Source organism: Methylobacterium oryzisoli (assembly GCF_046557895.1).
Classification (GTDB): Bacteria; Pseudomonadota; Alphaproteobacteria; order Rhizobiales; family Beijerinckiaceae; genus Methylobacterium; species Methylobacterium oryzisoli.
This window is the reverse complement of sequence record NZ_JBKIBX010000019.1, coordinates 25,200-45,468: the sequence shown is the minus strand read 5'-3', so window position 1 is coordinate 45,468 and position 20,269 is coordinate 25,200. Positions and strand designations below refer to the sequence as shown.

The window sequence follows — 20,269 nt, the reverse complement described above, 5'->3', positions numbered from 1 at the left end:
GCACGGGACGGGGTGGCCGCGCCGGGACCGGAGACTTGACGACACTGGGGACGGAGCGTGCGGGTGCGGAGCGCCCGGGGCCGCGGACCGGCTCAGCGCCGCCCGAAGAAGACGTCCCGGTCGCGCTCCACCACCGCGTAGATGTGCTCGGCCACCGCGCGGATGCGGGCGAGATCGCGGCTGTCGGCGTGGATCATCAGCCAGAAGCTGCGCGTGAGCGTGACCTCGTCGGGCAGCACGCAGACGAGGTCGCGGCGCTCCGCCGCCATGAAGCAGGGCAGCACCGCGAGGCCCACCCCCGCCACCGCCGCGTGGAGCTGCGCGTTGAGGTTGGCGCTGCGCAGCCGGGCGGAGATCGCGGGCGAGACGTGGTGCAGGTAGTCGAGTTCGGGGGTGTAGAGCAGTTCCTCGATGTAGCCGATGAAGCGGTGGCCTTCGAGGTCGCGCCGGCTCGCGATCAGGGGGAAGCGCCGCAGGTAGAGGGGTGAGGCGTAGAGCTTGAGGTCGTAGTCGGTGAGCTTGCGCCCGACGAGGCGGCCCTCCTGCGGCAGGCTCAGGCCGATGGCGATGTCGGCCTCGCGCTTGGAGAGGCTGAACAGGCGGGCGGTGGCCACGAGCTGGATGTCGAGGTCCGGGTGGCGCTCCACGAGGCCGGTGAGGCGCGGGGCCAGGAAGGCGCTGCCGAACCCGTCCGGCGCGCCGATCCGCACCGTGCCGGTGAGCCGCGCCGCCGAGCGCCCGACGACGCTCTGCCCGTTGATGATCGCCGATTCGACCGCGTCCGCGGTGGCGGCGATGGCCTGCCCCGCCTCGGTGGCCACGTAGCCGGAGGCGCGGCGGTGGAAGAGCCGCTCGCCGAGATGCCGCTCCAGCCGGTCGATGCGGCGGATCACCGTGGCGTGATCGACCCCGAGCCGGCGGGCCGCCGCCGAGACCGTGCCGGCCCGGAAGACCGCGAGCGCGAAGCGGTAATCGTCCCAGTGCCCGCCGTCGACCTCCCGCATTCGCGCACATCCGTTCCGCGTTCATGCCCATTCCTTTCTGTATTAAGGCAGGGCAAGGTGCCGGCCAACGGCGATCCGAGACCACAGACAGGGAGTGAGCGCGATGCGCGAGGTCGGGCATTTCATCGGGGGCGAGCACGTGGCGGGCCGCTCCGGGCGCCACCAGGACATCTTCCAGCCGATGGACGGCTCGGTGATCGGGCGCGTGGCGCTGGCGAGCGCCGCGGAGGTGCGGGCCGCGATCGAGAACGCCGCGAAGGCGCAGGTCGCCTGGGCCGCCACCAACCCGCAGCGCCGCGCGCGGGTGATGATGCGCTTCCTCGACCTGATCGCCAAGGAGACCGACAGCCTCGCCGACCTGCTCGCCCGCGAGCACGGCAAGACGATCCCGGACGCCAAGGGCGACATCCAGCGCGGCGTCGAGGTGGTGGAGTTCGCCTGCGGCATCCCGCAGCTCATGAAGGGCGAGTACACCGAGGGGGCGGGGCCGGGCATCGACATCTACGCGATGCGCCAGCCGCTGGGCGTGGTGGCGGGCATCACCCCGTTCAACTTCCCGGCGATGATCCCGCTGTGGAAGTTCGCGCCCGCCATCGCCTGCGGCAACGCCTTCATCCTGAAGCCGTCCGAGCGCGACCCGGGCGTGCCGATGCGGCTCGCCGAGCTGATGATCGAGGCGGGGCTGCCGGCCGGCATCCTCAACGTCGTCAACGGCGACAAGGAGGCGGTGGACGCGATCCTCGACAACGACCTGATCCGGGCCGTGGGCTTCGTCGGCTCCTCCGACATCGCCCAGTACGTCTATGCCCGCGCCGCCGCGACGGGCAAGCGCGCCCAGTGCTTCGGCGGCGCCAAGAACCACATGATCATCATGCCGGACGCCGACATGGATCAGGCGGTCGACGCGCTGATGGGGGCGGGCTACGGCTCGGCGGGTGAGCGCTGCATGGCGGTCTCGGTGGCGGTGCCGGTGGGCGAGAAGACCGCCGACGCGCTGATGCGCAAGCTGGTCCCGCGGGTGGAATCCCTCAAGATCGGCCCCTCGACCGACCCGAGCGCCGATTACGGCCCGCTCGTCACGAAGGCCGCGCTGGAGCGGGTGCGCAACTACGTCGAGATCGGCCTGCGCGAGGGCGCCACGCTCGCGGTCGACGGCCGCGACTTCAAGATGCAGGGCTACGAGAACGGGTTCTATCTCGGCGGCTGCCTGTTCGACCACGTCACGCCCGAGATGCGCATCTACAAGGAGGAGATCTTCGGGCCGGTCCTGTCGGTGGTGCGGGCGAAGGACTACGCCGAGGCGCTGCGCCTGCCCTCCGAGCACGAGTACGGCAACGGCGTGGCGATCTTCACCCGCGACGGCGACGCGGCGCGCGACTTCGCCGCCAAGGTCAATGTCGGCATGGTCGGCATCAACGTGCCGATCCCGGTGCCGCTGGCCTACTACACCTTCGGCGGCTGGAAGCGCTCGGGCTTCGGCGACCTGAACCAGCACGGTCCGGACTCGATCCGTTTCTACACCAAGACCAAGACCGTCACCTCGCGCTGGCCCTCCGGCGTGAAGGAGGGCGCGCAGTTCTCGATGCCGGTGATGCAGTAGCGCGACCGCTCCTCCCCCACGGGGGAGGAGCCGGGGGCGATGCCGCGCCGGCGCGGCGTCGTCCCTCCACCGCCTCCGCGAGGGGGCGGCGCGGCGCCGCGGCGACGAGCGGCGCATTTGAGAAGATCGCTCCGTGAGGGAGGCCCGCCGTGACCCTGTTCGCGCTGCCGGAGGACCAGATCGCCGTCCGCGACATGGCGCGGGACTTCGCGGCGGAGCGGATCGCGCCCCACGCCCTCGACTGGGACGCGCGCAAGCACTTTCCGGTCGACGTGCTGCGCGAGGCCGCCGCCCTCGGCATGGGCGGCATCGCGATTCCCGAGGAGCACGGCGGCTCCGGGCTGACCCGGCTCGACGCGGCCCTGATCTTCGAGGCGCTGGCCACCGGCTGCCCTTCGGTCTCGGCCTACCTCTCCATCCACAACATGGCGGCCGGGATGATCGACCGGTTCGGCTCCGAGAGCCAGCGCGCGCGCTGGCTGCCGGGCCTGTGCCGGATGGACCTGCTCGCGGCCTACTGCCTGACCGAGCCGGGCGCCGGCTCCGACGCCGCGTCCCTGCGCACCTCCGCCCGGCGCGACGGCGACGCCTACGTGCTCAACGGGACGAAGCAGTTCATCTCGGGCGCGGGCGCCGCCGACCTCTACGTGACCATGGTGCGCACCGGCGAGCCGGGGCCGCGGGGCATCTCGACGCTCGTGGTGCCGGCGGACGCGCCCGGCCTCTCCTTCGGCGAGAACGAGCGCAAGATGGGCTGGAACGCCCAGCCCACCCGGCAGGTGAACTTCGCGGATTGCCGCGTGCCGGCGGCCAACCGGCTCGGCGAGGAGGGCATCGGCTTCAGAATCGCGATGGCAGGCCTCGACGGCGGGCGGCTCAACATCGGCGCCTGCTCGCTCGGCGGCGCCCAGAGCGCCCTCGACCGGACGCTCGCCTACCTCGCCGAGCGCCGCGCCTTCGGGCAGCGCCTCGACGCGTTCCAGGCCCTGCAGTTCCGCCTCGCCGACATGGCGACCGAGTTGGAGGCGGCCCGCGTGATGCTCTACGCGGCCGCCGCCAGCCTCGACCGCGGCGACCCGGACGCCTCGCAGCGCTCCGCGATGGCCAAGCGCTTCGCCACCGACGCGGGCTTCCGGGTCGCCAACGAGGCGCTGCAACTCCACGGCGGCTACGGCTACCTCGCGGAATACGGCATCGAGAAGATCGTGCGGGACCTGCGCGTCCACCAGATCCTGGAGGGCACGAACGAGATCATGCGCCTGATCGTGGCGCGCGGTCTGGTGCGGCCGTGACGGAGGGATCAGGCCGCGAGGGGACGAACCCGGGCCTGGATCTCCGATCCCGCGGCACGGCGGGCCATCCGCAGATCGTAGTCGGATTGCAGGCCGAGCCACATTTCGGCACTCGTGCCGAAGAAGCGGGCGAGGCGCAGGGCGGTATCGGCCGTGATGGCGCGCTCCCCCCTGACGATGCCCGCGACCCGACTCACCGGCACGTCGATGTCGCGCGCGAGCCGGTTCTGACTCACGTCGAGCGGCTTGAGGAACTCTTCCAGCAGGATCTCGCCGGGATGGATGGGATCGAGCGTCTCGTCGCTCATGCGTCGTCCTCAGTGATCATCGACGATCTCGACCGCGAACGCGTCCCCGTCCTGCCATCGGAAGCAGAGGCGCCATTGCCGGTCGATCCGGATCGAGTGCTGGCCCTTGCGGTCACCCTGCAACGCTTCGAGCCGGTTGCCCGGCGGGATGCGCAGTTCGTCGAGGGTCCGCGCCGTGTGAAGCAGCAGGAGCTTGCGGCGCGCGCTCCGCTCGAAGCCGGCGAAAGCCCGAACCGGCTCGTCGCGGAACAGCCGCTCGGTGTTCCTGTCGGCAAAGGAGCGGATCACGCCCCAAGCTATTCCGAGATCCGTATTCCGTCAAACAGAATACCTTCTGAGGGAGACCCCACGTGACCACACTCGCCTTCCTGGGCCTCGGCAACATGGGCGGGCCGATGGCGGCCAACCTCGTGAAGGCCGGGCATGCGGTGACCGGCTTCGACCTCGTGCCGGCGGCCTGCGAGGCCGCGCGTCAGGAAGGCGTCGGGATCGCGGATTCCGCCGTGGCGGCCGTGAGGGGCGCCGAGGTGGTGATCACCATGCTGCCGGCCGGCCGGCACGTGCTCGCCGCCCTCGACGAGCTCCTGCCGCATCTCGAGGCCGGAACGCTGGTGATCGACTGCTCGACCATCGACGTGGAGAGCGCGCGGGCGGCCCACGCCAAGGCGGCGGAGCGGGGGCTCCCGAGCCTCGACGCCCCGGTCTCCGGCGGCGTCGGCGGGGCCAGGGCCGCGACACTCACCTTCATGGCGGGCGGGTCGCCCGAGGCGTTTTCGCGCGCCGAGCCGCTCCTCGCCCGGATGGGCCGCAAGGCCGTGCATTGCGGCGAGGCCGGCGCGGGGCAGGCGGCCAAGATCTGCAACAACATGATCCTGGGCATCTCGATGATCGGGGTGTCGGAGGCCTTCGTGCTCGCCGAGAAACTCGGTCTGTCGCACCAGGCGCTGTTCGACGTCGCCTCGACCTCCTCGGGCCAGTGCTGGTCGCTCACCACCTACTGCCCGGTGCCGGGGCCGGTGCCGACCTCGCCGGCCAATGCCGAGTACAAGCCGGGCTTCGCCGCGGCCCTGATGCTGAAGGATCTGCGGCTGTCGCAGGAGGCCGCGCGGATCGCCGGCGCGGCGACGCCGCTCGGGGCGCATGCGGAGGCGCTCTACGCCGCCTTCGAGGAGGCGGGCCACGGCGGCACCGACTTCTCGGGCATCGTGCGCCATCTGCGGGCGATGGCCCGGGAGGGCTGAGGCCCGGTGCGGCACCGTCGCATCCGGCGGTCATGCCCCTGGCAGATCGGCCGTCCGTGCATCATCTAAGGAGTCGGGGCGCGCTGCGCGACGGGTTCGTCGCGCGGCGCGCTCTGCCCGTTCCCCGCCACGGGTGTTTGATCGGGCAACTCGGATCGGGCCGCTCATGGCCAAGTCATCCATCACGGGCACGGCACGCAGCCCGTCCAGCGAGGAATTCAGGCAACGCGTGGCACGGCTCGCGCCCTTGCCCGCGCTCGACGTGCCGACGGCGAAACGCCGCCCGGCCAGGACCAAATCGGCCCCCGCGCCCGACCGGTCCGGCGAGGCGGCCGAGGCCGCAGGCCCCGACGAAGCGTCCGACGAGGCGTCCGACACGGAGTGACGCCGGTCGGGCCGCCCGGCCCGGCCGGACGCACCCGCGCGGGGGCCATAGCTTCCACCCGGCGGCCGGCCACGGCCGGCCGCCCGAACCGTTGCGCTACACGGAAGAGTCCCGACGAATGTTGCGTTCCAAGCAGAAGCCCAAGCCGCAGGAGAGCGGCTTCGTCCTGTTCGACGTCTACTACGAGGATGGCTCGCGCCGCTCGAACCGGCGCGTGCCCCGCACGGCCCTCAACGGGCTCGACGGCGACGCGCCGGCCCGCGAGATCATCGAGGCGCAGGATCGCGAGATCGCCGAAAAATCCGGGCGCCCCCCGCTCGCGATCAGCCGGCTGGTCCGCTCGGCCGGCTGAGACCGTCGCCGCTCCGAACCGCCGACTTCACCGGAAGCCGCATCATCCGCCGGAGCGTGGACCGCTCCGGCGGATGATCCTTTTCAACGCCGCCGCGCATCCGCGGGGGAGCGGAAGGCCCGCTCCACCGCCGAGAGGGCGCTGCTGTGGGCCTTGTCCTCGCTGTCGTGCGGCCGGTCCGACCGCTCGAGCAGCTTGCCGTTCCGGCGGATCGCCCATCCGAACTTGCCTTTCGGGGAGGTCAGCGGTGCGACTTCGATGGTGAAGGGGTGCAGGTTGTTCTCGTTCATCCGCCGGAAGATGTCACGGATGGGCGACCTTGGCCACCGGTGGGGTGCGGGCGCGCGGGCCCTCTCGCTTGCGGCGAGCCCCCCGGCCGTGAGATGAGCCCGGCTTTCGGGGCTGGAGGCGTCGCGGCGCGGCGGCAGGCCCCCCGGTCAGCTTCGGTCGCACCATGAACATCTTCGCCGCCTTCGAGGAGCGCATCGGCGAGGCGCTCGCCACCCTCACGCGCGCCGGGCACCTGCCCGAAGGGCTCGATCTCGGCCGGGTCGTGGTCGAGCCGCCGCGCGACGCGAGCCACGGCGACCTCGCCACCAATGCCGCGCTGGTCCTCGCCAAGGAGGCGCGCACCAGCCCCAAGGCGCTGGCGGAACTCCTCGCCGCCGAGTTGCGCCGGGACCCCCGCGTCACCGAGGCGAGCGTCGCCGGGCCGGGCTTCCTCAACCTGCGCCTCGGCCCCGAGGTCTACGCCGCGGTGATCCGCGCCGGCCTCGGCCAGGGCGCGGCGTTCGGGCGCGGCGCGGCCAAGCCCGGACTCGTCAACATCGAGTACGTCTCGGCCAACCCCACCGGGCCGATGCATGTCGGCCACGGGCGCGGCGCGGTGTTCGGCGACGCGCTGGCGAGCCTCCTCGTCGCGGCCGGCCGGGAGGTGGTGCGCGAGTACTACATCAACGATGCGGGCGCGCAGGTCGACGTGCTGGCCCGCTCGGCCTTCCTGCGCTACCGCGAGGCCCTCGGCGAGCCGGTGGGTCCGATCCCGGAGGGGCTCTACCCGGGCGACTACCTCGTGCCGGTGGGGCGGGGGCTCGCCGCGGCGCATGGCCGCTCCCTGCTCGACCGGCCGGAGGCGGAGTGGCTGCCGGTCGTGCGCGCCTTCGCCATCGCGGCGATGATGGACCTGATCCGCGACGACCTCGCGGCGCTCGGCATCCGCCACGACGTCTTCTTCTCCGAGCGCACGCTGCAGGGGGAGGGCGATGGCGGTGCCGTCGCGGCGCTGATCGAGACCCTGCGCGCCCGGGATCTCGTCTATGTCGGGCGCCTGCCGCCGCCCAAGGGGCAGCTGCCGGAGGATTGGGAGGACCGCGAGCAGACGCTGTTTCGCTCCACCGCCTTCGGGGACGACATCGACCGGCCGCTGCTGAAGTCGGACGGCTCCTATACCTACTTCGCCTCCGACATCGCCTACCACGCCGACAAGGTGGCGCGGGGCGCCACCGACCTCATCGACGTGCTCGGGGCCGATCACGGCGGCTACGTCAAGCGGATGCAGGCGGCGGTGCGGGCGGTCTCGGACGGCCGCGCCAGCCTCGACGTGAAGCTCTGCCAGCTGGTGCGCCTGCTGCGCGGGGGCGAGCCGGTGAAGATGTCCAAGCGCGCGGGCGACTTCGTCACCCTGCGCGAGGTCATCGACGAGGTCGGGCGCGACCCGGTCCGCTTCATGATGCTCTACCGCAAGAACGACGCCACCCTCGATTTCGACCTCGCCAAGGTGGTGGAGCAATCGAAGGACAACCCGGTCTTCTACGTCCAGTACGCCCATGCCCGGGCATCCTCGGTCTTCCGGCAGGCCCGCGAGGCCTTCCCGGACGAGGATTTCTCCGCCGAGGCGCTCGTCCGCGCCGACCTCTCGCTCCTGTCCGATCCCGGCGAGGCCGAGATCATGCGCCTCGTCGCCCAGTACCCGCGGGTGGTCGAATCGGCCGCCTCCGCCCACGAACCGCACCGGCTGGCGTTCTTCCTGCACGAGCTGGCCAGCGCGTTCCATAGTTTTTGGAACAAGGGCAAAGACTTGCCGCAATTACGGTTTGTTAATCAGACCGACCGAAAGTCGACCCTGTCGAGGCTGGCCCTCGTCGCGGCGCTGCGGGGCGTGATCGCCTCGGGCCTCGGGATCCTCGGCGTCACCGCGCCCGACGAGATGCGGTGACCCGGGCGTCCCGCGCGGGCGCTCCGCGGGTGAGGGTCGGAACATGGTTGGATGACGCCGACCCCGGCCGGGGAGAGGCGGCAGGCGTCGCCGCGCCGGGAGGGATCGCGGTGGGGCGATGCGAACGTGAACAGGATGGGGCCGCCATGACGACCAACGCTTCCCGGATCCCCGTCGACGACGGGTTCGAGCCGGCCCGGCAGCCGCTCTCCGCGCGTCCGGGCCTCGGTGCCGCCAAGGGCGACCCGCTGGCGGAACTCGCCCGGATCGTCGGGCAGGACGACCCCTTCCGGGCGCTGCTGGCGGCCAAGGAATCGCGCCGCCCCGCGGGCGAGGGCGCGGCCGCCCGCGTCGAGCCGACGGTGCCGAGCTACGGCCCGGAGGCCGAGCCCGCCCCGCCCGGCACGCCGGCCGACGCCTTCAACCAGTACCTCGCCGCCGTCCAGCGCGAAGCCGTGCTGGAGCCGGAGGCGCCCGCCGCGGCGGAGGAGCCCGCCCCCGAACCGGCGCCGGAGCGGCCCCGCGGCCGCCGGCAGCTGATGCTCGTGGGCAGCGGGCTCGCGGTGGTGGCGGTGGCGGTGGGCGGCGCCCTGACGTGGCGCGCGCTCCATCCGGCCCGCATCGCCGGCACGCCGATCGTGGTGATGGCCGATCAGGCGCCGCTGAAGATCGCGCCGGCGCCGCAGGCGGCCGGCGGCGTCGAGTTCCCGGACCAGAACAAGCAGATCTACGAGCGCAACGCCAAGGACGGCCAGATCCGGATCGTCAACCGCGAGGAGCAGCCCCTCGACGTGAAGCAGGCGGCCCGCGCGCTGGTGAACGAGGCCGCCACCGCCGCCACGCCGGTCCCCGGCGCGCCCGTGAACATGCTGACCGAATCGCTCGGCGAGCCGCGCCGCGTGCGCACCGTCTCGGTGAAGCCCGAGCCGCCGCCCTTCGAGGCGCAGCGCGCCGCGCAGGGGACGCAGGGCGGCCCCGCCGCCTCGGCGGTGCCGACCATGACCCTGCCCGAGGCGGCGCCGGCCCCGGCCACCCCGCGCGCGGCCACCCGCTCGCTGCAGGCGGCGACCGCGACCCCGGCGCCCGAGCCGCAGGCTGCCGAGACCGTATCCTCCACGAAGCCCGCCGTGCAGCGGGTGGCCTCCGCCGAGGTTGTCCCGGTCAGGCCCGTGGCCGTTCCGGCCCAGCCGCCCGCCCCGAGCGCCGACACCCAGGCGCCGGTCGGCGGCTACTCGGTGCAGCTCTCGGTGCGCGCCACCGAGAAGGAGGCCCGCGCGGCCTTCGTCCAGGCGCAGGAGCGCTACCGGGCCGAACTCTCCGGCCAGTCGCCGCTGATCCGCCAGGCGGAGGTCAACGGCAAGACGATCTTCCGCGTCCGCGTCGGGCCGATGTCGAAGGAGAGCGCGAACGGCCTGTGCGGCAAGCTGCAGGCCGCGGGCGGTCCCTGCTTCGTCGCCAAGAACTGATTCGTCGCGGACCGATACGAGTTCCGCCTGCTCTTTTCGAGATCAATCGAGCGCCTCTCCCCTCTCCCGTGTGGGAGAGGGGTAGGGGTGAGGGATGTTGCCGCGTGAAGCTCAGACCGTCGTGCTGGCAGCGTAACGGTCTGAGTTTTACCCAGAACCGTCACACCCTCATCCCCGGCCCCTCTCCCACTCGGGAGAGGGGAGAGGCGCTTTCTCTTTACGCGAACGGGTCAGGCATAAACCGTATGATTCGTCGCCAAGACCAGACCCGGGACGGGATCGCGGACCCCGACGAGCGGGAGCCGGCCGGACCGGCGGGGCATCGCCCCCTTCCTCGAACGACGAGACGCCGTCGATGACGAGCCTTGCCCTGATCCTCGGCTGCGCCGGCCCGACCCTGAGCCCCGAGGAGGCCGCCTTCTTCCGCGACACGCGGCCCTGGGGCTTCATCCTGTTCAAGCGCAACATCGTCTCGCCCGAGCAGGTGCGGGCGCTGACCGACGCCCTGCGGGAGACGGTCGGGCGCGCGGACGCGCCGGTGCTGATCGACCAGGAGGGCGGGCGCGTGCAGCGCATGGGGCCGCCGCACTGGCGCGCCTACCCGTCCGGCCGCCGCTATCTCAGCGCGGGCGGACCCGAGCACGGCCCGGCGCTGGCGCACCTCGGCGCCCGGCTGATGGCGCACGACCTCGCGGCGGTGGGCATCACCGTCGACTGCGCCCCCGTCCTCGACGTCCCGGTGCCGGGCGCGAGCGACGTGATCGGCGACCGCGCCTACGGGACGGACCCCGAGACCGTGGCGGTCTTCGGCCGCGCGGTGGCCGAGGGCCTCCTGGCCGGCGGCGTCCTGCCGGTGATCAAGCACGTGCCCGGCCACGGCCGCGCCACCGCCGACAGCCACCTCGCGCTGCCGGTGGTCGACGCCCCGCGCGAGGAGCTGGAGGCCCGCGACTTCCGGCCGTTCCGGGCGCTGCGCGACCTGCCGCTCGCCATGTCGGCCCACGTCGTCTTCTCGGCCATCGACCCGGACGGCCCGGCCACCACCTCCGCCCGCGTGATCGGCGAGGTGGTGCGCGGCGCCATCGGCTTCGACGGCCTGCTGATGACGGACGATCTGTCCATGAAGGCGCTCACGGGCAGCTTCCGGGACCGGACGGAGGCCGCCTTCCGGGCCGGCTGCGACGTCGCGCTCCACTGCAACGGCGAGCGCGCCGAGATGGAGGGCGCCGCCGCCGGGGCTCCGGCGCTCGCGGGCGACGCCCTGCGCCGGGCCGAGGCCGCGCTGGCGCGCCTGCGCGACGCCGCCGAGCCGGGATTCGACCTCGCCGAGGCCCAGGCCCGCTTCGAGGCCGGCCTCGCCGCCGCCTGAGCGGACGGGGGGTGGGGGCACACGCGGTGAGTCTCGCGTTCGACGCCGAGGAGAGGGGCCGCGACGAGCCGACCCTGGTGGTGGACGTCGACGGGTTCGAGGGTCCCCTCGACCTCCTGCTCGAACTCGCCCGGCGCCAGAAGGTCGACCTCACGCGCATCTCGATCCTCGCGCTCGTGGAGCAGTACCTCGCCTTCATCGAGGAGGCGCGGCGCCTGCGCCTCGAACTCGCGGCGGATTACCTCGTGATGGCGGCGTGGCTCGCCTACCTGAAGTCGCGCCTGCTCCTGCCCGCGCCGCCGCGCGGCCCCGAACCCAGCGCCGACGCGCTGGCGGGCCAGCTCGCCCTGCGGCTGCGCCGCCTGGAGGCGATCCGGGCGGCCGCCGGGCGGCTCCTCGCGCGGGCGCAGCTCGGCCGCGACGTGTTCGCGCGCGGCACCGACCCCGCGCCCCCGCGCGGCGAGGGGAATGGGCCGTTCTCCGCCACCCTGCACGACCTGCTCGCGGCCTATGCCCGCCAGCGCCGGGAGCGGGCGCTGGCGCGGGTCTCGCTGCACCAGCGCAGCGTATGGTCCCTCGTCGAGGCCCGCGAGGCGCTGGAGCGCCTGATCGGCCCCCACGACGACTGGACGCCCCTCGACGCCTACCTGGCAAAATACCTCGCCGAACCGTCGCGACGGGCGACGGTGCGCGCCTCCTCGCTCTCGGCCGTGCTCGAACTCGCCCGCGAGGGCCGCATCGTGCTGCGCCAGGACGCGCCCTTCGGCCCGCTCTGGCTGCGCCCGGGCGGGAGCGCCTGAGGCATGGCCCGCCGCACGCCGCTCGCGATCCTGCCCGATCCCCCGCCCGCCGCGGACGCGCAGGCGGTGCGCCTCGCCGAGGCGCTGATCTTCGCCGCGCCCCGCCCGCTCCCGGCCGCCGACCTCGCCGCGCGCCTGCCGCCCGGCTGCGACGTCGAGGCGGTGCTGGCGGCGCTGCGCCGGCTCTACCAGGGGCGGGGCATCGGGCTCGCCCGGGTCGCGGGCGGCTACGCCTTCCGCACCGCCCCGGACCTCGCGGAGGCCCTGCGCGGCGAGGCGCCCGAGCCGCGTCGGCTCTCGCGGGCGGCGATCGAGACCCTGGCGATCATCGCCTACCACCAGCCCGCGACCCGGGCCGAGATCGAGGAGATCCGCGGCGTCTCGACCTCGAAGGGCTCCCTCGACCTGCTCCTGGAGACCGGCTGGGTGCGTCTGCGCGGGCGCCGCCGCACCCCCGGCCGCCCCGTGACCTACGGCACCACCCCGGCCTTCCTGGAGCAGTTCGGCCTGGACAGCGTGGGCGATCTGCCGGGCCTCGACGAGCTGAAGGGCCTCGGCCTGATCGAGGGCCGGCTGCCGGCGGGCTTCGGCGTGCCGCTGCCCTCCGACGATCCTGCGCTGCGCCCCGACGAGGATCCGCTCGCCGACGGGCTGCCGGATCCCGACATCACCTAGGGACGAGGATCCTGCGCGGCGACGAGACGCTTGTTTTCGCCCCCCGCCGTCCTTAGGTTCCGGCCAGCACACGAGAAGACCACGCCGCAGCCTTGGGCGCGGTGCAGGAGAGAGCCATGGGTGGCGCAAGCATCTGGCACTGGATCGTCGTCGGCGTGATCGTCATGCTGCTCTTCGGGCGCGGCAAGGTGTCCGAGCTGATGGGCGACGTGGCCAAGGGCATCAAGGCGTTCAAGAAGGGGATGGCCGACGAGGACCAGCCCCAGGCGGCGCCCGTGAACCAGTCGCCGCCCCCGGTGACCGCGACCGAGCCGGTGCGCACGCTGCCGCCCCATCCGGGCGAGCCCGTGCCGGCCGCGACCACGCCCGCCGACCGCAAGGTCGGCTGAGAGCGGCCGCGCCCCGGCCGCCTGCTGGCCGCGCGGGCGCAGGAGAAGGATGCGGGATCACGCAGATCCCGGCACGGAGCGGTGGCGCGCCGCACGCATCCGTGCTGAGGAGACCCCGCCGCGAGGGGCTCACCCGGGTCGTCGCGCACTCTGCAGGGCCGTTACGCCATGTTCGACATGAGTTGGGGCGAGGTGATGCTGATCGGCGGCGTCGCGCTGATCGTCATCGGCCCGAAGGACCTGCCCAAGGCGCTGCGCACCGTCGGGCAGATGACCGCCAAGCTCAAGCGGATGGCCGGCGAGTTCCAGGCCCAGTTCAGCGAGGCGATGCGGGAGGCGGAACTCGACGAGGTGCGCCGCGAGGTCGACGGCATCAACCGCTCCGTCTCCGCGGCCGGCACGCCCTTCAACCCGCTCCAGTCGATCCGCGACGAGATCAAGGGCGCGATCGACCGCCCCGCCGCCCCGCCGCCCTCGAACGAGACCCTGGCCGCCGCCACCGCGCAGCTCCAGGCCGAGGTCGCGGGCGGACCGGCCCTGCCGCCCAAGGTCCTGCCCTCGGAGAGCCTGCCGTCGGAGACCGTGCCGTCCGGCGACACGCCTGAGAGCGCGCCCGGCCCGACCGGGGCCGCCGCCGCGGCCGCGCCCGAGGCCGGCCCGCACCCGGCTTCCGTCGGCCCGGCCACATCCAACCCCGACGCGCCGCCCGCCGCGGCCCCGCCCACCACAGGCCAGACCCCATGACCACCGAGGCCGACGAAGCCGAGATCGAGGCCTCGCGCGCACCCCTGATCGACCACCTCATCGAGTTGCGCTCGCGGCTGATCAAGTCGCTCCTCGCCTTCGGGGTGATGTTCTTCGTCTGCTTCTTCTTCGCCCAGCACATCTACAACGTGCTCGTCTACCCCTACGTGCAGGTGGTCGGCCCCGAGAAGGCGCGGCTGATCGCGACCCACTTCCTCGAACAGGTCTTCACCAACATCAAGCTGAGCGTGTTCGGGGCGGGCTTCCTGTCCTTCCCGATCGTCGCCACGCAGCTCTACGCCTTCGTGGCGCCGGGCCTCTACCGCAACGAGCGGCGCGCCTTCCTGCCCTACCTCGTCGCCACGCCGATCTTCTTCGTGCTCGGCGCCCTCGTCGTGTTCTTCGTGGCGATGCCGATCCTGATCCAGTTCTCGGTCAGCCTGCAGCAGATCGGCCAGCCGGGCGAGGCCACGATCGAGCTGCTGCCGAAGGTGGACGAGTACCTCTCGCTCATCATGACCCTGATCTTCGCCTTCGGCATCGCCTTCCAGATGCCGGTGATCCTGACCCTGCTGGGCCAGGTCGGGATCATCGACGCGAAGTTCCTGGCCGAGCGGCGGCGCTACGCGATCGTGCTGGTCTTCGTGGCGGCCGCCGTGCTCACGCCGCCGGACGTCATCAGCCAGCTCTCGCTCGCGATCCCGATGCTGCTCCTCTACGAGGCCTCGGTGATCTCGGTGCGCGCCATGGAGAAGCGCCGGGCGCGCGCGGAGGAAGCGGCGGCGGAGTAGCGGGGATCCGCGCGGTCCTCACGCCTCGTCGTCGAGACGCCGGCCCAGCCGCCCGGCGAGGTCCTGGATGTACTGGAAGGCCGTGCGGCCCGAGCGCGAGCCGCGGGTCGTGGCCCATTCCAGCGCCTCGGCGCGCAGCTGCGCCGGGTCGAGGGTCAGGCCGTGGCGCGCCACGTAGGCGTCGACCATCGCCAGGTACTCGTCCTGCGAGCACTTGTGGAAGCCGAGCCAGAGGCCGAAGCGGTCGGAGAGGGAGACCTTTTCCTCCACCGCCTCGCCAGGGTTGATGGCGGTGGAGCGCTCGTTCTCCACCATCTCGCGGGCGAGCAGGTGCCGGCGGTTCGAGGTGGCGTAGAACACCACGTTCTCGGGCCGCCCCTCGATGCCGCCGTCGAGCGCCGCCTTGAGCGACTTGTAGGAGGTGTCCTGCCCGTCGAAGGAGAGGTCGTCGCAGAAGACCACGAAGCGGTGCGGGTCGGGCCGCAGCAGGCCCATCAGCGCGGGCAGGCCCTCGATGTCCTCGCGGTGGATCTCGACGAGCTTGAGCGGGCGGGTGCCGGGCGCGCGGCGCGCGTTGATCTCGGCGTGCACCGCCTTGACGAGCGAGGACTTGCCCATGCCGCGCGCGCCCCACAGCAGGGCGTTGTTGGCCGGCAGGCCGCGGGCGAAGCGGTCGGTGTTGTCGAACAGCGTGTCGCGCATCCGGTCGATGCCGCGCAGGAGCCCCATCGCCACGCGGTTGACCTTGGGCACCGGCTGCAGCCGCCCCTCGGCGAGCCAAACGAAGGCGTCCGCCTGCGCGAAGTCGGGGCGGTGCGGCGGCTCGGGCGCCGCGCGCTCCAGGGCGCCGGCGATGCGCTGGAGGAGGGGGAGCAGGTCGGCGAGGGTCGGGTCGGCGGTCATGATCCGGGCGCGGTCGAAAGGGGAGGCGGACGGGCTTTAGCGCACGATCCGCCCGCGATCACTCCCCCTCGCGCGCGGTCGCCCGGCCCGGACGCTCCGGCCCGGGCGCTCACTTGGTCAACCGCACCTGCGCGAAGCTCGCGAAGACCTTCTGCATCGCCTGACCGATCGAGGAGGTCTTCGTCGCGTCGATGTAGAGGTCCGGGCTCGTCGCGCAGGCCTTCAGCTGCCCGGGCACGTCGTCCAGGCGCGTCCCGCCCCCGCCGATCTGACTCGGCTGGCCGAGGGTGGCGAGGTAGCCCCAGTCCCACGGCATCGCGATGTAGGGCGTGTGGATGATTCCCACCGCGACCGCCTGCTTCGTCGTGGCGTTCACGGCCTTGAGCCCTTTGCAGGGTTCGGGAGAGACCGCCGTGACGGACGGGCGCACCCACTCCGCGGAGGTCCAGTAGCGGCCCGGATCCTGGACGCCGTCCGTGGCGATCATCACCAGCTTGCGGGGCTTGGTGATCCCGTCGCCGGAGGCCCCGACCTTCGGCGTGAACTGCGCGAGGGTTTCTCCCCACAGGGTCGCCCCGTCGTACTCGCCCGAGGTGCTAGGGGCCTGCGGCAGGTTCGAGGCGACCCGCGACAGGTCGCTCGTCACGTCGAGCACCTTGGTCAGGGTGGTGCTGAACGAGTAGATCGCGATCCTGACGCGCTTGGCCACGGTCGGCTGCTTGCGCAGCCACGCCACGAAGTCGAGGATGCCGTCGTTCATCTCCTGCAGCCGCAGCTTGATGCCGCTGGCCTTGGCCCACTGATAGCCGTCGAGCGCGGTGCCGTTGACGGGGCTGCCGTCGTGGCAGGCGAAGGCGCAGCCGATGCCGGCCTGGAGGGCGTCGATGTCGGCCTGGGTCGCGCCGATCGCCATCGAGCCCGACACGTCGATCAGGAGGTAGATGTCGATCTGGGTGGAGAGGTCGACCTTCGCGGCCGACCGCCCCGAGAGCCGCACCTTGGGAATCTGGATCAGCTGCATCACGGCCGTCTGCGTGGCGGCCGTGTAGCCGCCGTCCACCGAGACGCTGCGCCCTTCGATGACGACGTCGAAGGCGGGCACGGCGGCGGTGGCGGCGATCGTGTCGCCCGCGAAGGACCGGAACGCCGCAGCGCCGGCATCCTGCCCGGCCTGCTTGGCCTTGGCGTCCGACAATCCCTGGTCGTCGGCCTGCCGGACGGCCTGCGCGGCGGCGAGCACGGCCGCGTCGAGGGCGGCGTCCAGCATCGCCTGGTCGGCCTGCGAGCGCCCGTAATCGATGCCGGCGCCGAGCAGGGCCACGATCACCACGCAGGTGATTCCGACCATCACGCTCACGCTGCCGCGCGCATCCGCGGCGAATCCGAAGAGCGGATGCGTCCTATGCCGCAGGGGCACGCGAATTTTCCACCGCATGGCGCTCAATCACCGCAGAAGATCTGCCCCAGGGTCTAGCGGAAGCGCCTTTCGGGAAGGTGAAGCCGATGATCGAATTTGGGCTCAACTCTGTCTGAAACGCAGGGGCAGGTACGTGGATCGACTGTCGGAGGACTGGGGGGAGAGGCGGGAGGCGGGCCGGGCGGCGTGCGGACCGTGCGCCGGGGCGCCGCCCGCGTCGGCGCGGCGCGCCTCGGCGCCGTTGCTTTCGGGTCGCCCCTGGCTATAGTCCGCGCGCTTTTGCAAGGCCGCCGGATGCCCGTGCGGCCCGTTTTCGTCTTAACCGGGAGACCTCGGAGTGATCACGCCCGCCTTCGCCCAGGGAACGGGGGCCGCAGCCAGCGGCACGGACGTCATCTTGCAGGTGGTCCCCTTCGTCCTCATCTTCGTCATCATGTACTTCCTGATCCTGCGCCCGCAGCAGCGACGCGCGCGCCAGCATCAGGACATGGTCAAGAACGTCCGCCGCGGCGACACGGTCGTCACCACCGGCGGCATCGTCGGACGCGTGTCGAAGGTGACCGACGAGGCGAGCGAGATCGAGGTCGAGATCGCCGAGGGCGTGCGCGTCAAGGTCGTGCGCACCATGATCGCCGAGGTCCGCGCCAAGGGCGAGCCGGTCAAGGCGGCCTGACGTTACGGATTGGGATCGCGATGCTCCGCTTCTCCACCTCGAAGGTCGTCGCGACGCTGGCGGTGATCGTGATCGGCCTGGCGCTCGCCGTGCCGAGCTTCTTCTCCCCGGAGCAGCGCAAGGCCTTCATGGCCTCGGTGCCGTCCTGGGTCACCGCGATCCTGCCCACCCGCGCCATCGTGCTCGGCCTCGACCTGCAGGGCGGCTCGCAGATCGTGCTGGAGGTGGACCGGCCGGACCTGCTGCGCACCATGTCGCAGGGGCTGCGCGACGACGTGCGCCGGGCGCTGCGCGAGGAGGGGGTGCAGGCGGACGGCGGCATCCAGATCACGCCCCGGGGCGTGCAGCTGCGTCTCTCCGACCCGGCCGCCCGCGCCAAGGCGATGCCGAAGATCCAGGCCCTGTCGCAGCCGATCACCGACGCGGTGCTCGGCCAGACCGGCGCCCGCACGGTGGACGTGCGCGAGGAGCCGAACGGCGCGATCCAGCTTGCCTTCACGGATGCCGGCATCAACGCCCGCGTCCGCCGCGCCGTCCAGCAGGCGATCGAGGTGGTGCGCCGCCGCGTCGACCTCGGCGGCACCACCGAGCCGTCGATCCAGCAGCAGGGCGCCGACCGCATCCTCGTGCAGGTGCCGGGCCTCCAGGATCCGCAGCGCCTGGAGGAGCAGCTCGGCAAGACCGCCAAGCTCGAATTCCGCATGCTGGCCGACAGCGCGGCCGGCGACGTCGACATGCTGTCCTCCCGCGACGCGGGCGGCCAGAAGGTGCCGGTGGAGCGCCGCGTGATGGCGGACGGCGCCGACCTCACCGACGCCCAGCCCGGCTTCGACCAGAAGACCAACGAGCCGATCGTCAACTTCAAGTTCAACCTGCGCGGCGCCCAGCGCTTCGGTCAGGCGACGAGCGAGAATGTCGGCCGCCCGATGGCGATCGTCCTCGACAACGAGGTGGTCTCCGCCCCGCGCATCCTGCAGCCGATCACCGGCGGCCAGGGCCAGATCTCCGGCCGCTTCACGGTGCAGCAGGCCAACGACCTCTCGGTGCTGCTGCGGGCGGGCGCGCTGCCGGCCAAGCTCAACATCATCGAGCGGCGCACCGTCGGCCCGGGCCTCGGCCGCGACTCGATCGAGGCGGGCAAGCTCGCCACCCTGGTGGCCGCCGTGCTCGTGATCTGCATGATGTTCGCCTGCTACGGCGTGTTCGGGCTCTTCGCCAACATCGCGCTCATCGTCCATGTCGGCCTCATCCTCGGCCTGATGTCGGTGCTGGAGGCGACCATGACGCTGCCGGGCATCGCCGGCATCGTGCTCACCATCGGCACAGCGGTCGATTCGAACGTGCTGATCTACGAGCGCGTGCGCGAGGAGGTGCGGGCCGGGCGCTCGATCCCCTCGGCGCTCCAGGCCGGGTTCGATCGCGCCTTCGCGACCATCGTCGATTCGAACTCCACCATGGCCATCGCCGCCGTGATCCTGTTCTTCCTCGGCTCCGGCCCGGTGCGCGGCTTCGCGGTGGTGTTCATCCTCGGCATCCTGACCACCGTCATCACCGCCGTGACGCTGACGCGCATGATGATCGCGGTCTGGTACCACCGCTTCCGGCCGAAGGTGCTGCCGATCTGATCCCCGGGGCGTGCCGCCCCGCCCGCGATCCGCCGCCCGCCCGATGCCGAACCCATTCCTGAGTCCGACGATGCGCCTCCTCCGCCTCTGGCCCGACCAGTCCCACTTCGACTTCATGCGCTTCCGGCGCTTCAGCTTCCCGTTCTCGGCGCTGGTGTCGATCGCGACGGTGCTGCTCTTTCTCCAGATGGGCCTCAATTACGGCATCGACTTCAAGGGCGGCACCCTGATCGAGTTGCGGCCCAAGGCCGGCCAGTCGGACGTCGCGGCGGTGCGCCACACCGCCAACGGCTTCGGCTTCGGCGAGACCGAGGTGCAGGAATTCGGCAACCAGGGCTCGATCTCGGTGCGCTTCCCGCTGCAGGCCGGCGGCGAGACCGGACAGACCCTGGTGATGCAGAAGGCCCACGAGGCCTTCGACAAGGACTACACCTTCGACCGGGTCGAGACCGTGGGGCCGCGCGTCTCGGGCGAACTCGTGCAGTCGGGCACGATCGGCATCGTGCTCTCGGTCGTGGCGGTGCTGCTCTACCTCTGGTTCCGGTTCGAGCGGGAACTGGCGCTCGGCGCCATCGTCGGCACGCTGCACGACATCGTGCTCACGGTGGGCGTGTTCGTGATCTCCAGGATCGAGTTCAACATGACCTCGATCGCCGCCATCCTCACCATCGTGGGCTACTCGCTGAACGAGACCGTGGTGGTGTTCGACCGCACCCGCGAGCTGATGCGGCGCTACAAGACCATGCCGACCGAGGAACTCCTCAACCTGTCGATCAACTCCACCATGTCGCGCACCGTGATGACCGCGACCTCCACGGCCCTGTCGCTGGTGGCGCTGGTGCTGTTCGGCGGCGAGGCGATCAAGGGGTTCTCGGTGGTGATGCTGATCGGCGTCCTGCTCTGCACCTACTCGGCGATCTTCGTCTCGACGCCGTTCCTGATCTATATCGGCCTGCAGGCGGGCGGGACGCGCTCGGGCCAGCGCGAATCCTCGGCGCTGCCGCAGGCGGCCGAGTAGGC

Annotated in this window: 22 protein-coding genes; 16 read left to right on the top strand and 6 right to left on the bottom strand. The window is 72.1% G+C overall.

The window, feature by feature from the left end; all coding sequences use genetic code 11:
- Window positions 1–92: 92 nt before the first annotated feature.
- Window positions 93–1,004 (bottom strand): LysR family transcriptional regulator, encoded by a 912-nt coding sequence (locus ACKUB9_RS18905; protein WP_407525412.1) that lies wholly within the window; start codon window positions 1,002–1,004, stop codon window positions 93–95.
- A 103-nt stretch (window positions 1,005–1,107) separates the two neighbouring features.
- Between ACKUB9_RS18905 and ACKUB9_RS18900 the strand changes: the two genes are divergently transcribed.
- Both ACKUB9_RS18900 and ACKUB9_RS18895 read left to right on the top strand, forming a co-directional pair.
- Window positions 1,108–2,604: a CoA-acylating methylmalonate-semialdehyde dehydrogenase gene (locus ACKUB9_RS18900; protein ID WP_407525409.1), complete on the top strand. Its 1,497-nt coding sequence runs from the start codon at window positions 1,108–1,110 to the stop codon at window positions 2,602–2,604.
- A gap of 149 nt (window positions 2,605–2,753) precedes the next feature.
- A complete protein-coding gene (locus tag ACKUB9_RS18895) occupies window positions 2,754–3,896 on the top strand; it encodes an acyl-CoA dehydrogenase family protein (protein WP_407525407.1) in 1,143 nt (380 codons plus the stop codon).
- Between the two features lie 8 nt (window positions 3,897–3,904).
- Here ACKUB9_RS18895 and ACKUB9_RS18890 read toward each other — a convergent pair whose 3' ends face one another.
- Entirely contained in the window at window positions 3,905–4,204 is a 300-nt protein-coding gene (locus ACKUB9_RS18890) for a HigA family addiction module antitoxin (RefSeq protein ID WP_407525404.1), read from the bottom strand.
- Window positions 4,205–4,213: 9 nt separating this feature from the next.
- Complete coding sequence (locus ACKUB9_RS18885; RefSeq protein WP_407525402.1) at window positions 4,214–4,492, bottom strand: type II toxin-antitoxin system RelE/ParE family toxin; 279 nt, start codon at window positions 4,490–4,492, stop codon at window positions 4,214–4,216.
- Window positions 4,493–4,554: 62 nt separating this feature from the next.
- Here ACKUB9_RS18885 and mmsB point away from each other — a divergent pair, with 62 nt between their 5' ends.
- The 3 genes from mmsB (at window position 4,555) to ACKUB9_RS18870 (ending at window position 6,182) form a co-directional block, all read left to right on the top strand.
- Window positions 4,555–5,445 carry a 3-hydroxyisobutyrate dehydrogenase gene (gene mmsB / locus ACKUB9_RS18880; RefSeq protein WP_407525399.1) on the top strand — a complete coding sequence of 297 codons (891 nt, stop codon included), beginning with the start codon at window positions 4,555–4,557 and terminating at the stop codon, window positions 5,443–5,445.
- A 166-nt stretch (window positions 5,446–5,611) separates the two neighbouring features.
- On the top strand, window positions 5,612–5,830 hold the full coding sequence (locus tag ACKUB9_RS18875) for a hypothetical protein (protein ID WP_407525396.1): 219 nt from the start codon (window positions 5,612–5,614) through the stop codon (window positions 5,828–5,830).
- 118 nt (window positions 5,831–5,948) lie between these two features.
- Window positions 5,949–6,182, top strand: coding sequence for a hypothetical protein (locus ACKUB9_RS18870; protein WP_407525393.1), 234 nt, complete (start codon window positions 5,949–5,951; stop codon window positions 6,180–6,182).
- 83 nt (window positions 6,183–6,265) lie between these two features.
- Here ACKUB9_RS18870 and ACKUB9_RS18865 read toward each other — a convergent pair whose 3' ends face one another.
- Entirely contained in the window at window positions 6,266–6,472 is a 207-nt protein-coding gene (locus ACKUB9_RS18865) for a hypothetical protein (protein ID WP_407525390.1), read from the bottom strand.
- A gap of 164 nt (window positions 6,473–6,636) precedes the next feature.
- On the opposite strand from ACKUB9_RS18865, the gene argS reads away from it, so the two are divergent.
- From argS to tatC, 8 genes are all read left to right on the top strand, one after another.
- Window positions 6,637–8,397 carry an arginine--tRNA ligase gene (argS, locus tag ACKUB9_RS18860; RefSeq protein ID WP_407525388.1) on the top strand — a complete coding sequence of 587 codons (1,761 nt, stop codon included), beginning with the start codon at window positions 6,637–6,639 and terminating at the stop codon, window positions 8,395–8,397.
- 146 nt (window positions 8,398–8,543) lie between these two features.
- On the top strand, window positions 8,544–9,863 hold the full coding sequence (locus ACKUB9_RS18855; RefSeq protein WP_407525385.1) for an SPOR domain-containing protein: 1,320 nt from the start codon (window positions 8,544–8,546) through the stop codon (window positions 9,861–9,863).
- Window positions 9,864–10,218: 355 nt separating this feature from the next.
- The gene (gene nagZ / locus ACKUB9_RS18850) at window positions 10,219–11,232 is read left to right on the top strand and encodes a beta-N-acetylhexosaminidase (RefSeq protein ID WP_407525382.1); all 1,014 of its coding nucleotides are present in this window, start codon (window positions 10,219–10,221) and stop codon (window positions 11,230–11,232) included.
- A gap of 26 nt (window positions 11,233–11,258) precedes the next feature.
- Complete coding sequence (locus tag ACKUB9_RS18845; protein WP_407525379.1) at window positions 11,259–12,032, top strand: segregation and condensation protein A; 774 nt, start codon at window positions 11,259–11,261, stop codon at window positions 12,030–12,032.
- A 3-nt stretch (window positions 12,033–12,035) separates the two neighbouring features.
- Window positions 12,036–12,707 carry an SMC-Scp complex subunit ScpB gene (gene scpB, locus ACKUB9_RS18840; protein WP_407525376.1) on the top strand — a complete coding sequence of 224 codons (672 nt, stop codon included), beginning with the start codon at window positions 12,036–12,038 and terminating at the stop codon, window positions 12,705–12,707.
- 116 nt (window positions 12,708–12,823) lie between these two features.
- Window positions 12,824–13,096, top strand: a complete 273-nt coding sequence (locus ACKUB9_RS18835) for a twin-arginine translocase TatA/TatE family subunit (RefSeq protein ID WP_407525373.1) — start codon at window positions 12,824–12,826, stop codon at window positions 13,094–13,096.
- A 168-nt stretch (window positions 13,097–13,264) separates the two neighbouring features.
- A complete protein-coding gene (gene tatB, locus ACKUB9_RS18830; RefSeq protein ID WP_407525371.1) occupies window positions 13,265–13,840 on the top strand; it encodes a Sec-independent protein translocase protein TatB in 576 nt (191 codons plus the stop codon).
- Window positions 13,837–14,631: a twin-arginine translocase subunit TatC gene (tatC, locus tag ACKUB9_RS18825; protein ID WP_407525368.1), complete on the top strand. Its 795-nt coding sequence runs from the start codon at window positions 13,837–13,839 to the stop codon at window positions 14,629–14,631. The genes tatB and tatC overlap by 4 nt, the downstream gene beginning before the upstream one ends.
- Before the next feature lie 18 nt (window positions 14,632–14,649).
- Here tatC and ACKUB9_RS18820 read toward each other — a convergent pair whose 3' ends face one another.
- A complete protein-coding gene (locus ACKUB9_RS18820; RefSeq protein WP_407525365.1) occupies window positions 14,650–15,534 on the bottom strand; it encodes an ATP-binding protein in 885 nt (294 codons plus the stop codon).
- A 109-nt stretch (window positions 15,535–15,643) separates the two neighbouring features.
- Window positions 15,644–16,951 carry a pilus assembly protein gene (locus ACKUB9_RS18815; RefSeq protein WP_410823555.1) on the bottom strand — a complete coding sequence of 436 codons (1,308 nt, stop codon included), beginning with the start codon at window positions 16,949–16,951 and terminating at the stop codon, window positions 15,644–15,646.
- A gap of 337 nt (window positions 16,952–17,288) precedes the next feature.
- Between ACKUB9_RS18815 and yajC the strand changes: the two genes are divergently transcribed.
- The 3 genes from yajC (at window position 17,289) to secF (ending at window position 20,267) form a co-directional block, all read left to right on the top strand.
- Window positions 17,289–17,624, top strand: a complete 336-nt coding sequence (yajC, locus tag ACKUB9_RS18810; protein WP_407525359.1) for a preprotein translocase subunit YajC — start codon at window positions 17,289–17,291, stop codon at window positions 17,622–17,624.
- 20 nt (window positions 17,625–17,644) lie between these two features.
- The gene (gene secD, locus ACKUB9_RS18805; protein ID WP_407525356.1) at window positions 17,645–19,249 is read left to right on the top strand and encodes a protein translocase subunit SecD; all 1,605 of its coding nucleotides are present in this window, start codon (window positions 17,645–17,647) and stop codon (window positions 19,247–19,249) included.
- Window positions 19,250–19,319: 70 nt separating this feature from the next.
- Window positions 19,320–20,267 (top strand): protein translocase subunit SecF, encoded by a 948-nt coding sequence (gene secF, locus ACKUB9_RS18800; RefSeq protein ID WP_407525353.1) that lies wholly within the window; start codon window positions 19,320–19,322, stop codon window positions 20,265–20,267.
- The last annotated feature ends 2 nt before the right edge of the window (window positions 20,268–20,269 follow it).